Raw genomic sequence first — 12,369 nt, 5'->3', positions numbered from 1 at the left:
GGACGTGCCGCGCGGTGCGGGGTCAGCGACCGATCGGGTCGCGGTCCGCCTCGAGCGGGTCGAGCAGCGCTCCGTCGTCGTCGAGCCGGCCCTGCGCCGTCCTCGTCGCCTTGACGGGGACGGGCGGCTCCAGCCCGGCGACGATACGCAGCGCGCTCACCACGTCGTCGGGTCGTACGGCCGGCGTGGTGTGCCGTACGACCGCCGTCAGTGTCCCACACACCGCCGATGGCGCATGCGCTCGGCGGTCGTTCTCGACCGACGGGCGTGTCGGCGGCGTGTCGCGCGTGGTGCGTTCATCGTTCGGGTGACGCTCGTCGAGCGGCTCCGTGACGCCGTCCTCGACGGTGACCGCCACGAGCGCCGAGCGGACGTCGAGCGTCCGCGGGCCGTTCTTGGTCATCCGCTCGACCTCGACGACGTCGGAGGCGAGCAGCGCCGCCACGGCGGACGCCAGATCGGCGGGGTCCACCCCGGGCAGCTCGATCCGCCAGGCGGACCCGTCGATCCGGTCGGCCAGGGCGCCGGGGCCGGAGCGCACCACGTCCAGCACGACGAGGCCCTCGGGCAGGACCGCGCCGACCTCACGGGCGACGGCCGCCGGGTCGAGGTCGGCGGTCAGGCCGATCTCGACGAACTCGGCCTCGCTCGCGGCGCCGGTCGGCGAGGCCCCGATCCACGACAGCCGGGGGTGCGGGCTGAACCCCTGGGAGAGCGACACCGGAACGCCCGCGCGGCGCAGCGCCCACTCCATCGCCCGGGCGACGTCGCGGTGGGAACTGAACCGGGCGCGGCCGCGCTTGGCGAACCGCATCCGCACCTTCGCCACGGTCGGCGCGGACGGGTGAGCGGCCTCCCCCTTGTAGCTCATGCCGGGTCCTGCCCCGCCAACCTCGGGTTGTGCACCGGCGTCGACGTCCGCGTCTCCACCGGTGTCAGCGACAGCATCCGGCCCGGGGCCATCGCACCCGCCGTCGGGCCGATCTGGATCTCGGTGCCCATCTGCGGGCAGACGCCGCAGTCGAAGCAGGGCGTCCAGCGGCAGTCGTCCTGCTCCCGGGAGTCGAGCGCGTCCTGCCAGTCGTCCCACAGCCAACCCCGGTCCAGGCCGGAGTCCAGGTGGTCCCAGGGCAGGACCTCGTGCTCGTCGCGCTCGCGGGTGGTGAACCAAGACAGGTCCACGCCCTGCGGCGGGAGCTCGGCGGCCGCCGCGGTCTCCCAGCGCTCGAAGGAGAAGTACTCGCTCCAGCCGTCGAAGTGCCCGCCGTCGCGCCAGACCGCCTCGATGACCCGCCCGACCCGGCGGTCACCGCGGGAGAGCAGTCCCTCGATGAGCGAGGGCTGCCCGTCGTGGTAGCGCAGGCCCACGTTGCGCCCGAGCGACCGGTCGGAGTTGATCGCCTCGCGGAGCTTGCGCAGCCGGTCGTCGACCACCTCGGGCGCCGTCTGCCCGGCCCACTGGAACGGTGTGTGCGGCTTCGGGACGAAGGCGCCGATCGACACCGTGGCCCGCACGTCCCCGCGCCCGGCGGCCTTGCGCCCGGTGCGGACGACCTCGTGGGCCATCGCCGCGATCTGCAGCACGTCCTCGTCGGTCTCCGTGGGGAGCCCGCACATGAAGTAGAGCTTGACCTGGCGCCAGCCGTGCTCGTAGGCCGTCGCCACGGTGGCGATGAGCTCCTCCTCGGAGACCATCTTGTTGATCACCCGGCGCAGCCGCTCCGAGCCGCCCTCGGGCGCGAACGTGAGCCCCGACCGGCGTCCGGAGCGGGTCAGCTCCTCGGCGAGGTCGACGTTGAACGCGTCCACCCGGGTCGAGGGCAGCGAGAGCCCGGTGCCGGTGCCCTCGTAGCGGTCGGCGAGACCCTTGGCGATCTCCCCGATCTCGGAGTGGTCCGCGCTGGAGAGCGAGAGCAGGCCCACCTCGGAGTAGCCCGAGGCCGCCAGACCGGCCTCGACCATCTCCGACACGCCCTGCTTCGACCGCTCGCGCACCGGCCGCGTGATCATCCCCGCCTGGCAGAACCGGCAGCCCCGGGTGCAGCCACGGAAGATCTCGACGCTCATCCGCTCGTGCACGGTCTCGGCCATCGGCACGAGCGGCTGCTTCGGGTACGGCCAGTCGTCGAGGTCGCTCGTGGTGCGCTTGTGGATCCGCTCGGGCGCGGCCGGGGACGTCGGGCGGACCGCGGCGATCGACCCGTCGTCGTGGTAGTCGACGGCGTAGAGCGCCGGGACGTACACGCCGGGCACGCCGGCGAGCCGCTCGAGCGTCGCGTGGCGCGAGAGCCCCTCGGCCCTGGCCGCCTTGACGACGTCGGTGATGTCCCCGACGACCTCCTCGCCGTCACCGAGGGCGACGAGGTCCACGAAGTCGGCGATCGGCTCGGGGTTGAACGCCGCGTGGCCGCCCGCGAGCACGAGGGGGTGCTCGCCGGTGCGGTCGGCCGCGTGGAGCGGGACGCCCGCGAGGTCGAGGATCTCGAGCAGGTTCGTGTAGCCGAGCTCGGTGGCGAACGAGACACCCAGGACGTCGAAGGCGGCGACCGGCCGGTGCCCGTCCACCGTGAACTGCGGGACCCCGTGCTCGCGCATCAGCGCGGCGAGGTCGGGCCAGACGGCGTAGGTGCGCTCGGCCAGCGCGTCCGACCGCTCGTTGAGGACCTCGTACAGGATCATGAGGCCCTGGTTGGGCAGGCCGACCTCGTAGGCGTCGGGGTAGCAGAGCGCCCAGTGGACCTCGGCGTCCTCCCACGGCGTCACCGTCGCGTTGCGCTCACCACCGACGTACTGCACGGGCTTGCGGACCCGGGGCAGCAGCGGCTCGAGCCGGTCGTACACCGACCGCGGCGAGGTCGTGACATCGACGGTCATGGTTCTCCAGGGTAAACGTGCTCCTGAACCGCGGTGCGGGCGCGGGCGAACGACCGGTCGTGACCGGCACCGAGCGCTTCGTCCGCTCCGGCGACCTGCGGATCTGCACGACGACGACGGGCTCGCCCGACGACCCGGCCGTCCTGCTGATCATGGGGCTGGGCCTCGCCTACGACTGGTGGCGCGAGGACTTCTGCGACGAGCTCGCCGCGCGCGGCCGCTTCGTCGTCCGGTTCGACAACCGCGACGTCGGGCGGTCGTCCCACGTCAGCGGGCGGGGCATCTCGCCCTGGGGCTTCCTGACGCGGCGCGCCCGTCCGGTCTACTCGCTGGGCGACATGGCCGACGACGCGGCGGCGGTGATCGCCGAGGTCGTGCCGAGCGGTCGCGCGCACGTCGTGGGGGCCTCGCTCGGCGCGATGGTGGCCCAGGAGGTCGCGATCCGGCACCCGGGGCGGACGCTGTCGCTGACCTCGATCATGGGGCGGCCCGGGGACGGCCGTTCCGGGAAGGTCTCCTGGCGCCGCGTGCCCGACTTCCTGCGACCGCCCGCGGCCGACCCCGTCGAGGACATGGTGCGGGCGTTCCGCCGGATCGGGTCGGCGGGCCGGACCCTTGAGGACGACGAGGACGTGCGCGTGACGATTGGCCGCGCCGCCGGCCGCGAGGCCACGGTGGCCCACGACGGGCAGGGTGGCGGGCGCCAGCTCGCGGCGTGCGTGGGCGAGCGGGACCGCACCGCCGACCTGCGCGCCCTGACGATGCCCGCGCTGGTGATCCACGGGGCCGACGACACCGTCATCCGTCCCAGCGGCGGCCACGCGACCGCCGCCGCCATCCCCGGCGCCGAGCTGCTCGAGCTGCCGGGGATGGGTCACGACCTCGCACGCGCCTCCTGGCCCGCCGTCGTGGACGGGATCGTCGCGATCTCCGGGACGGGAGACGCCGCGGGGCGGAGCTCGACCGGGTAGGTCAGCCGAACCAGAGCTTGATCTCGCGCTCGGCGGACTCCGGCGAGTCGGAGCCGTGCACGATGTTCGAGCCGGTCTCCAGCGCCAGGTCGCCGCGCAGCGAGCCGGGCGTGGCCTTCTCCACCGGGTCGGTCCCGCCCGCGATCTGCCGGAAGGCCGCGATCGCCCGCGGGCCCTCGACGACCATCGCCGCCACCTTGCCCGAGGTGATGAACTCGATCAGCTCCCCGAAGAACGGGCGCTCGGCGTGCTCGGCGTAGTGCTGCTCGGCCACCGACCGCTCGACGTCGCGCAGCTCCAGCGAGACCAGCCGCAGGCCCTTGCGCTCGATGCGCGAGATGACCTCACCGACCAGTCCGCGCTGCACGCCGTCCGGCTTCACCAGCACCAGGGTGCGCTCGTCGGACACGGCGCTCCTCTCTGTTCATGCTCGACAGTCCGGCTCGAGCCTACTGAGACCCCCGTCGCACGTGCCGTCCGGCTCCGGCGGCGATGGGAGGCGGAGCGGCTGCGGCATCCCCGTCCGGGGCGGCGGGTCCCACCGGTCGACGGACCGCTGCACCCACCGGACGATCTCGTCCGACGTCACGCCCAGGCAGTGGACCATGGCGGGCGCGACATCCCCGACGTCGCGCTCGTCACGATCATCTGCCCGGGCGACCCGGCAGGGGATCCTCCGGGACCCGCCGGTCGAGCACCTCGACGTCGAGATCGGCGTCGTCGACCTCGATCGCGGTGCGACGGGCGCGTCGTACCTCACGCGTCTTGTCCCGCGAGCGCTGCGCGCGGCGGGCGCGGTTGTCGGAGCCCATCAGCCCACCCTCGCAGCTCACTGCGGGGCGAACCAGGCCTCCTGCCGACGAATCACCTCGCGGCGCATCCAGAGCATGAGGCCCCACACCAGGCAGAAGATCAGGCCCATCACGCCGAGCGACGGCGAGAGCACCCACCCGAGGAGCATGAGGACCTGCAGCCCGACCGCGAAGGGCAGTCCCCATGGCCTCAGGATGACGATGCAGCCCACGATCATCCCGACAGCGAGCACGACGACGAGGATCAGCTTGGGCGCCGTGATGCCGCCCTCGACGTAGTTCATCACCGGCAGGACCAACGGCACCGCGATCGCCTGGAGGACCAGGCACGCCGACGCCGGGCCGCGGAACGCGCGGCGTGGATCCGGTCGGGGGACCTCGTCGGTCCCGGGGGTGGTCATGCGGGCTCCCGTCCGAGCAGGGTGCGGGCCTCGCCGGCCGCGACCACGGAGCCGATGACGAGGACGCCGCCACCCGCGGTGGCCCCGTCGTCGGAGGTCTCCTCCGACATCGAGACGGCGGTCTCGAGCGCGGCGTCCATGCGGGTCTCGACGACGACCCGCTCCGACCCGAACCGGGCGACGGCGAGCGCTCCGAGCTGGTCGGGATCCATCGCGCGGGGCGAGGACATCCCCGTCACGACGATCTCGTCGAGGATCGGTTCGAGGGCGGCGAGGATCCCGTCGGCGTCCTTGTCGGCCATGATCGCGACGACGCCCACGAGGCGGCGGAACGAGAACTCGTCCTTCACCGCGGCGGCCGCGGCCGCGGCACCGTGGGGGTTGTGCGCGGCGTCGACGACGACCGTGGGCGCCGACCGCAGCCGCTCCAGCCGACCCGGCACGCGGACGGCGGCGAAGGCGTCGCGCACCGCCTCGATGTCGAGCTTGCGGGAGGACCCGGCGCCGAAGAACGCCTCGACGGCCGCCAGGGCCAACGCGGCGTTGCCGGCCTGGTGCTCGCCGAACAACGGCAGGTAGATGTCGTCGTACTCGCCGCCGAGCCCCTGCAGGCGCAGCTGCTGCCCGCCGACGGCCACCGACCGCTCGAGCACCCCGAACTCGACACCCGAGCGTGCGACCTCGGCGTCGACCTCCACCGCCCGCTCGAGCAGCACCTGGGCCACCTCGGGGGTCTGCTGGGCGAGCAGGGCCACCGACCCGGGCTTGATGATCCCGGCCTTCTCGCGGGCGATCCCGAGGATGTCCGAGCCGAGGTAGTCCTGGTGGTCGAGCCCGATCGGTGTGATCGCGGCGACCGCCGCGTCGGCGACGTTGGTGGCGTCCCACGACCCGCCGAGTCCGGTCTCGATCACCCCGACGTCGACCGGCGCGTCGGCGAAGGCCGCGAACGCCATCGCCGTCAGGACCTCGAACTTCGAGCAGTGCACGCCGTCGACGGCGTCGCGGGCCCGGTCCACCACCCCGACGTACGGGGCGATCTCCTGCCAGGTCTCGACGTAACGCCGTGCCGAGATCGGCCGCCCGTCGAGGGCGATCCGCTCGGTGACCCGCTGCAGGTGCGGGCTGGTGTAGCGGCCGGTGCGGGGACCGATGCGCGTGAGCAGCGCGTCGATCATGCGGGTCACCGAGGACTTGCCGTTGGTGCCCGCGACGTGGACGACCGGGTAGGAACGCTGCGGCTCCCCGAGGACGTCGCAGAGGGCCCGGATGCGGTCGAGCGACGGCGCGATGCGGGTCTCCGGCCATCGCCGGTCGAGCTCCGCCTCGACCTCGCGGAGCGCCGCGAGGTCCTCGGCGGTGTCGTGCTCGGCCGCGGGGACGGCGTCGGGCTCGGGACCCGTGCGGACCATCGCGTCCGCCAGGGCACCGCCGCCCGCCGTCGTGTCTCCCCCGGCGGCCGCGAGGAGCTGCGCGATCTCGTCCGGGTCGGTGTCGCCCGCGGCGTCCGCGTCGAAGGTGTGGGGCTCGTAGCGCATCGACCCCGATCCTACGACCCGCTCAGAACAGCGCCGGCAACTTGATCACCAGCTGCCACACCCCGTACAGGAACGGGATCAGCACCCAGAGCCACGCCACGACCGTGAGGGCCGTCCGAGTCCCGCTCGTCGCCTGGCTCATCGCGCGGCCTCCTCCTCGCGCACCGGGGTGGCGGTGCTCTCGTAGAACCTCGGGTCGACCGGCCTGACGAGCTCGTTGGCGATGAAGCCGACCACGAGCAGGCCGATCATGATCATGAAGGAGACCGAGTACTTGCCCGGCCCCGGGACGTCGCCCTGCGCGTCGACGATCGCGTTGACCACCAGCGGACCGAGGACGCCCGCGGCGGACCATGCGGTGAGCAGCCGGCCGTGGATCGCGCCCACCTGGTAGGTGCCGAAGAGGTCCTTCAGGTAGGCGGGGATCGTCGCGAACCCGGCGCCGTAGAAGGACAGGATGAGCAGCGCGGCGACGAGGAAGACGACCTTGTTGCCCTCGCCCAGGGTGAGGATCACCAGGTAGAGCAGGGCGCCGACGCCGAGGTAGAGCCGGTAGATGTTCTTCCGCCCGATCACGTCGGAGGCCGACGACCAGACGAAGCGGCCGAGCATGTTGGCCAGCGACAGGATCGAGACGAACGCCCCGGCGGCCGCGGCGATCTGGGTGCTCGGCGCCGTGGTCGCGAAGAAGTCCCGGTAGATCGGGTTGGCGCGCTCCAGCAGGCCGATCCCGGCGGTCACGTTGAAGCACAGCACGATCCAGAGGAACCAGAACTGCGGCAGCCTGATGGCGGTCGCGGCGGACACCGCCGGACCCGCTGGACCCGTCGTCGTGCCGGACGCCTGCGCGGTCGGCCGCGGGGTGTCGGGCGGGGCCCAGTCGTCGGCCGGGACGCGGACGAGCAGCCAGCCCATCGACATGAAGATCGCGTAGCCGACGCCCATGACGAGGAAGGTCAGCGAGAAGCCGCCGTAGTCCCTGCCGAAGGTCGCCATGAGGGCGGTCTCGATCGGCGCGGCGATGAGGGCGCCACCGCCGAAGCCCATGATCGCGATGCCGGTCGCCATGCCGGGCCGGTCGGAGAACCACTTCATCAGCGTGGAGACGGGCGAGATGTAGCCGATGCCCAGGCCGATCCCGCCGAAGAAGCCGTACCCGATCACCACGAGCCAGTACTGCGACAGGGCCATCCCGAGCGCGGAGATCAGGAACCCGCCGGAGAAGAAGATCGTCGAGACGAGCATGGCCCAGCGCGGACCGCGACGCTCCACCGTCGTCCCGCCGAAGGCGGCGGAGAGCCCCAGCATCACGATGGCGAGCTGGAAGGGCAGTGCGGTGGCGACGCCGGAGTACCCGAGGTTGCCGGCCCCCGTCCCGAGGCCGGTCTTGAGGTTGCTCCACGCGTACGCCTGGCCGATCGAGAGGTGCACGGCGAGGGCGGCCGGCGGCACGAGCCAGCGGCCCCATCCCGGCGGTGCGACGATGGCCGAGCGGTCCAGGAATCCCAACGCGACCTCCACTGTGCGCGACCCGAAGTAACCGTTGTGTGACGGCTGCGTAACGGGAGCACTATGGCAGGCGTGGTGGGAACCAGCCATTCGGGACGGAAGGGGTGGTCGGTGTGGGCAGGGTGACGGTCCGTCGACCCGTGGTGCGCGTCCGGGAGAGTGGCGTGGCCCGCCGTCCGGACGCGCTCGCCGCCGAGGAGCCGCTGGAGCTGCGGATCGAGGGGAAGCCGCTGGCGGTGACGATGCGCACGCCGGGGCACGACGTGGAGCTCGCGCACGGCTTCCTGCTGACCGAGGGCGTCATCACCACGGCGGACGACATCGCGACGGCGCGCTACTGCGACTCGGTCGACGACACCGGCCGCAACACCTACAACGTGCTCGACCTCGCCCTCGCCCCCGGCGTCGCCCCGCCGGACGACTCGGTCGAGCGCCGCTTCTACACCACGTCGAGCTGCGGGGTCTGCGGCAAGGCCTCCCTCGACGCGGTGCGCACCCGCACCGCCTTCTCCCCCGCCGCCGACCCCGTGACGATCCCGGCCGAGGTCCTCTTCGGCCTGCCCGACGCCCTGCGTGCCGCGCAGAAGGTCTTCGACTCGACCGGGGGGCTGCACGGCGCGGGCCTCTTCCGCGCGGACGGCACGCTCCTCGCGGTCCGCGAGGACGTGGGTCGGCACAACGCGGTCGACAAGGTGATCGGGCACGCCCTGCTCTCGGGCGGCATCCCGGCCGCCGGTACCGTGCTGATGGTCTCGGGGCGGGCGTCGTTCGAGCTGACCCAGAAGGCCGTGATGGCCGGCATCCCCGCGCTGGCGGCGGTGTCGGCGCCGTCGTCGCTCGCCGCCGAGATGGCCGAGGACGCGGGCATGACCCTGGTCGGCTTCCTGCGTGGCCGGTCGATGAACATCTACGCCGGAGCATCGCGGGTGACCGGGATCGAGGCGGCGGCGCGGTAACGTCCTCCGGCGTCGGCCGATACCCGATCGGACGGTGTCGAAACCTGGTTGGAGGACGCGACGTGGCGGGGCAGGAACGCCGGGTGAGCCGTCGACGGCTCCTCCTCGGTGGCGGGGCCGTGCTCGGCGCCGGAGCGCTGGCCGCGGGTGCGACGAGCCTGGCGTCGGCCGTCGAGACGCCCGCGCCGATCCCGCAGCGCGTGCCGGCCCCGCCACGCCCCGCCCGCGTCCCCGACGCGGTCTCGACGGTCGAGTGGGTGAGCTCGGTCGCCCGGGGCCGCTCGGTCCGGCTCGTCATCACCTCCCCCGCCGGCGTGGATCGCCGACCCCTCCCCGTCGCGGTCGGCCTGCACGGCCTCTACGCCAACGCCCTCTGGTGGGGCGACCCGGGCATGCGTCGGGCCCTCGGGCTCGCGTGGGCCTCCGGCGTCCCGCCGTTCGCCGTCGCCGCCCTCGACGGCGGGGACAACTACTGGCACCCCTTCCGCCCCGGCGACAACCCCATGCGGATGCTGCTCGAGGAGCTGCCCGGCTGGCTGGTGGCGCGCGGGATGGCGCGGGAGACCGGGGGCGCGCCCGTGCTGTCCTCGGGCGTCTCCATGGGCGGGGCCGGCGCCCTCATGTACGCCCGGGCGCGCGCGCAGCGCGGGACGCCGGTGAAGGCCGTGGCCGCCATGTCGCCGGGCCTGTTCACCGACTGGGCCGTCGCCGCCAAGCGCCCGTTCGCGGGGATCGCCGACTGGCAGGCCAACGACCCGCTGCGCTTCTACCCGGAGCTCGCCGGCACCCCCACCGGGATGTGGTGCGGGGACCGCGACTCCTTCGTCGACGCCGTCCGCCGCTACATCGCCCTCGCGCGGCCGCAGTACTCGCGGATCAGCCCCGGGGCCCACACCGGGTCGTACTACGGGACGATCCTGCCCGAGGTGTTCGCGTTCCTGGGCCAGCACGTCGCGCCGACCACGCTCCCGGTCGGCCCCGCCCCGGCGACGACGGCCTTCCCGCACCTGTAGGCGGTGCCCTCACCGCGAGGGTGAGGTGACGCAGGCTCCCGGGCCGCCGGACCTGCCTGACATACACCCAGCGGAGGCGGGCCCGGAACGACGGGCGGGCCGCCCGTCACCGGTGACGGTGACGAACGGCCCGGACGTGCGGGTGGATCAGGCCGACTTGTCGCGGCGCTCCCGGCGGGCGGGCTGACGGGGGACGATCGTCGGGTTGACGTTCTCCTTCACCGTCTGCTCGGTGACGACGACCTTGGCCACGTCGTCACGGCTCGGGATGTCGTACATGACCGGGTTGAGGACCTCTTCCATGATCGCCCGCAGACCACGCGCACCGGTGCCGCGCAGGATGGCCTGGTCGGCGATCGCCTCGAGGGCCTCGGGGGTGAACTCGAGCTCGACCCCGTCCATCTCGAACAGTTTCCGGTACTGCTTCACCAGCGCGTTCCGAGGCTCGGTGAGGATCTGGACGAGGCTGGGCTGGTCGAGGTTCGACACCGAGGCCATCACCGGCACGCGGCCGATGAACTCGGGGATGAGCCCGAACTTGATGAGGTCCTCGGGCATCGTGTCGGCGAACGACTCGGCGGACTCCATCTCGGCCTTCGACCGGATGTCGGCGCCGAAGCCGAGTCCGCCGCGGCCGACCCGCTCGGCGATGATCTTCTCGAGGCCCGCGAACGCCCCGGCCACGATGAACAGCACGTTCGTCGTGTCGATCTGGATGAACTCCTGGTGCGGGTGCTTGCGCCCGCCCTGCGGGGGCACACTCGCCGTCGTGCCCTCGAGGATCTTCAGGAGCGCCTGCTGGACGCCCTCGCCGGAGACGTCGCGCGTGATCGACGGGTTCTCCGACTTCCGCGCGATCTTGTCGACCTCGTCGATGTAGATGATGCCGGTCTCGGCACGCTTGACGTCGTAGTCCGCGGCCTGGATCAGCTTCAGCAGGATGTTCTCGACGTCCTCGCCGACGTAACCGGCCTCGGTGAGGGCCGTGGCGTCGGCGATCGCGAAGGGCACGTTGAGCAGCTTCGCGAGCGTCTGCGCGAGATAGGTCTTGCCGCAGCCCGTGGGGCCGAGCATGAGGATGTTCGACTTCGCCAGCTCGACGGTGTCGTCGCTGCGCGAGTTCTCGCGGTTCTTCTCCCCCGCCTGCACCCGCTTGTAGTGGTTGTAGACGGCGACCGAGAGCGTCTTCTTCGTGTCGTCCTGACCGATGACGTACTGGTCGAGGAACTCGTGGATCTCGGTCGGCTTCGGGAGCTCGTCGAGCTTGACCTCACCGGCCTCGGCGAGCTCCTCCTCGATGATCTCGTTGCAGAGATCGATGCACTCGTCGCAGATGTACACGCCGGGACCGGCGATGAGCTTCTTGACCTGCTTCTGGCTCTTCCCGCAGAACGAGCACTTCAGCAGGTCCCCGCCGTCACCGATGCGTGCCATCGCAGCAGACCCCGTGTCCCATCCGGCGCACCCGGACGGTGCGCGCTGTCGTGATTGACCGTACCCGTCCACTCCGCCACGGCGGGAGGCTTCGGGGTGCGGCGATCCTGCTGGTCGAGTGCCCGGGACGAGCGGCGACGCGCCGTCCCGGCCGGGCGACGCGGTGGACGGCCCCGATCGGGAACCGCCCACCGCCGAGCGCTACCGGTTCGCCGAGAGCTTCCGGCTCGCGACGACGTCGTCGATGATCCCGTAGTCCTTGGCCTCGTCGGCCGTCAGGATCTTGTCGCGCTCGATGTCCGCGCGAACCTGGTCCGGCGTGCGGTTGGTGTGGTTCGCGAGGGTGGTCTCGAGCAGCCGGCGCATGCGGGTGATCTCGTTGGCCTGGATCTCCAGGTCGGAGGCCTGCCCGTAGAAGCCCTCGGTGGCCGGCTGGTGGATCATCACGCGCGCGTTCGGCACGGCCAGGCGCTTGCCCGGGGCACCGGCGGCAAGCACGACCGCGGCGGCCGACGCGGCCTGCCCGAGGCAGACCGTGGCGATGTCGGGCCGGACGTACTGCATGGTGTCGTAGATCGCCATGAGCGCCGTGAAGGACCCGCCCGGCGAGTTGATGTACATGGTGATGTCGCGGTCCGGGTCGTTGGACTCCAGGAACAGCAACTGCGCCATGACGTCGTTCGCGGACGCGTCGTCGATCTGCACCCCGAGGAAGATGATGCGTTCCTCGAAGAGCTTGTTGTAGGGGTTGGACTCCTTGACGCCGTAGCTCGTCCGCTCGACGAACGACGGCAGGATGTACCGGGCCTCCGGCGACGCCGAGGCACGCCCACCCGGAACGTGAAGCTCACTCATCGTGCG

13 protein-coding genes are annotated in these 12,369 nt (G+C 72.3%); 3 read left to right on the top strand and 10 right to left on the bottom strand.

All coding sequences use genetic code 11. The features are described 5' to 3' along the window. Positions 1 to 22: 22 nt before the first annotated feature. Together A3CO_RS0127200 and A3CO_RS0127195 are read right to left on the bottom strand one after the other, a co-directional pair. Positions 23 to 871, bottom strand: coding sequence for a TIGR03936 family radical SAM-associated protein (locus tag A3CO_RS0127200; RefSeq protein ID WP_018335419.1), 849 nt, complete (start codon positions 869 to 871; stop codon positions 23 to 25). Then, positions 868 to 2,874 (bottom strand): TIGR03960 family B12-binding radical SAM protein, encoded by a 2,007-nt coding sequence (locus A3CO_RS0127195; protein WP_018335418.1) that lies wholly within the window; start codon positions 2,872 to 2,874, stop codon positions 868 to 870. Before A3CO_RS0127195 ends, A3CO_RS0127200 begins: the two co-directional genes overlap by 4 nt. Positions 2,875 to 2,933: 59 nt before the next feature. Here A3CO_RS0127195 and A3CO_RS0127190 point away from each other — a divergent pair, with 59 nt between their 5' ends. Then, positions 2,934 to 3,845 carry an alpha/beta fold hydrolase gene (locus A3CO_RS0127190; protein WP_245561618.1) on the top strand — a complete coding sequence of 304 codons (912 nt, stop codon included), beginning with the start codon at positions 2,934 to 2,936 and terminating at the stop codon, positions 3,843 to 3,845. Between the two features lies 1 nt (position 3,846). Here A3CO_RS0127190 and ndk read toward each other — a convergent pair whose 3' ends face one another. From ndk to A3CO_RS34590, 6 genes are all read right to left on the bottom strand, one after another. Continuing rightward, the gene (gene ndk / locus A3CO_RS0127185) at positions 3,847 to 4,254 is read right to left on the bottom strand and encodes a nucleoside-diphosphate kinase (RefSeq protein ID WP_018335416.1); all 408 of its coding nucleotides are present in this window, start codon (positions 4,252 to 4,254) and stop codon (positions 3,847 to 3,849) included. A gap of 235 nt (positions 4,255 to 4,489) precedes the next feature. Then, a complete protein-coding gene (locus A3CO_RS0127175) occupies positions 4,490 to 4,657 on the bottom strand; it encodes a hypothetical protein (protein WP_157647874.1) in 168 nt (55 codons plus the stop codon). A gap of 17 nt (positions 4,658 to 4,674) precedes the next feature. Next, positions 4,675 to 5,058, bottom strand: a complete 384-nt coding sequence (locus A3CO_RS0127170; RefSeq protein WP_018335413.1) for a DUF4233 domain-containing protein — start codon at positions 5,056 to 5,058, stop codon at positions 4,675 to 4,677. Continuing rightward, on the bottom strand, positions 5,055 to 6,596 hold the full coding sequence (gene folC, locus A3CO_RS0127165; RefSeq protein ID WP_018335412.1) for a bifunctional tetrahydrofolate synthase/dihydrofolate synthase: 1,542 nt from the start codon (positions 6,594 to 6,596) through the stop codon (positions 5,055 to 5,057). The genes A3CO_RS0127170 and folC overlap by 4 nt, the downstream gene beginning before the upstream one ends. Positions 6,597 to 6,618: 22 nt before the next feature. After that, positions 6,619 to 6,738 (bottom strand): MFS transporter small subunit, encoded by a 120-nt coding sequence (locus tag A3CO_RS40510; protein WP_018335411.1) that lies wholly within the window; start codon positions 6,736 to 6,738, stop codon positions 6,619 to 6,621. Then, entirely contained in the window at positions 6,735 to 8,117 is a 1,383-nt protein-coding gene (locus A3CO_RS34590) for an OFA family MFS transporter (protein ID WP_018335410.1), read from the bottom strand. The genes A3CO_RS40510 and A3CO_RS34590 overlap by 4 nt, the downstream gene beginning before the upstream one ends. Before the next feature lie 101 nt (positions 8,118 to 8,218). On the opposite strand from A3CO_RS34590, the gene fdhD reads away from it, so the two are divergent. Both fdhD and A3CO_RS34585 read left to right on the top strand, forming a co-directional pair. Further along, on the top strand, positions 8,219 to 9,061 hold the full coding sequence (fdhD, locus tag A3CO_RS0127150) for a formate dehydrogenase accessory sulfurtransferase FdhD (protein ID WP_026205059.1): 843 nt from the start codon (positions 8,219 to 8,221) through the stop codon (positions 9,059 to 9,061). A 62-nt stretch (positions 9,062 to 9,123) separates the two neighbouring features. Beyond that, positions 9,124 to 10,074 (top strand): alpha/beta hydrolase, encoded by a 951-nt coding sequence (locus A3CO_RS34585; protein ID WP_018335408.1) that lies wholly within the window; start codon positions 9,124 to 9,126, stop codon positions 10,072 to 10,074. A gap of 147 nt (positions 10,075 to 10,221) precedes the next feature. Here the strand turns inward: A3CO_RS34585 and clpX are convergent, their stop codons facing one another. Both clpX and A3CO_RS0127135 read right to left on the bottom strand, forming a co-directional pair. Next, positions 10,222 to 11,508 (bottom strand): ATP-dependent Clp protease ATP-binding subunit ClpX, encoded by a 1,287-nt coding sequence (clpX, locus tag A3CO_RS0127140; protein ID WP_018335407.1) that lies wholly within the window; start codon positions 11,506 to 11,508, stop codon positions 10,222 to 10,224. Positions 11,509 to 11,709: 201 nt separating this feature from the next. Continuing rightward, positions 11,710 to 12,363 (bottom strand): ATP-dependent Clp protease proteolytic subunit, encoded by a 654-nt coding sequence (locus A3CO_RS0127135; RefSeq protein WP_018335406.1) that lies wholly within the window; start codon positions 12,361 to 12,363, stop codon positions 11,710 to 11,712. Positions 12,364 to 12,369 lie beyond the last annotated feature (6 nt).

Origin of the sequence: Actinomycetospora chiangmaiensis DSM 45062 (genome assembly GCF_000379625.1) — a bacterium.
GTDB lineage: Bacteria > Actinomycetota > Actinomycetes > Mycobacteriales > Pseudonocardiaceae > Actinomycetospora > Actinomycetospora chiangmaiensis.
Note: the sequence above shows the minus strand (reverse complement) of the source record. Positions and strands in the feature narration are given on the sequence as shown.

Bases quoted from the DNA above. Each gene is read 5' to 3' on its own strand.
- folC (WP_018335412.1), bottom strand. From the start codon at position 6,596: ATGCGCTACGAGCCCCACACCTTCGACGCGGACGCCGCGGGCGACACC.
- A3CO_RS0127200 (WP_018335419.1), bottom strand. From the start codon at position 871: ATGAGCTACAAGGGGGAGGCCGCTCACCCGTCCGCGCCGACCGTGGCG.
- A3CO_RS0127195 (WP_018335418.1), bottom strand. From the start codon at position 2,874: ATGACCGTCGATGTCACGACCTCGCCGCGGTCGGTGTACGACCGGCTC.
- A3CO_RS0127175 (WP_157647874.1), bottom strand. From the start codon at position 4,657: ATGGGCTCCGACAACCGCGCCCGCCGCGCGCAGCGCTCGCGGGACAAG.
- A3CO_RS0127135 (WP_018335406.1), bottom strand. From the start codon at position 12,363: ATGAGTGAGCTTCACGTTCCGGGTGGGCGTGCCTCGGCGTCGCCGGAG.
- A3CO_RS0127170 (WP_018335413.1), bottom strand. From the start codon at position 5,058: ATGACCACCCCCGGGACCGACGAGGTCCCCCGACCGGATCCACGCCGC.
- clpX (WP_018335407.1), bottom strand. From the start codon at position 11,508: ATGGCACGCATCGGTGACGGCGGGGACCTGCTGAAGTGCTCGTTCTGC.
- A3CO_RS40510 (WP_018335411.1), bottom strand. From the start codon at position 6,738: ATGAGCCAGGCGACGAGCGGGACTCGGACGGCCCTCACGGTCGTGGCG.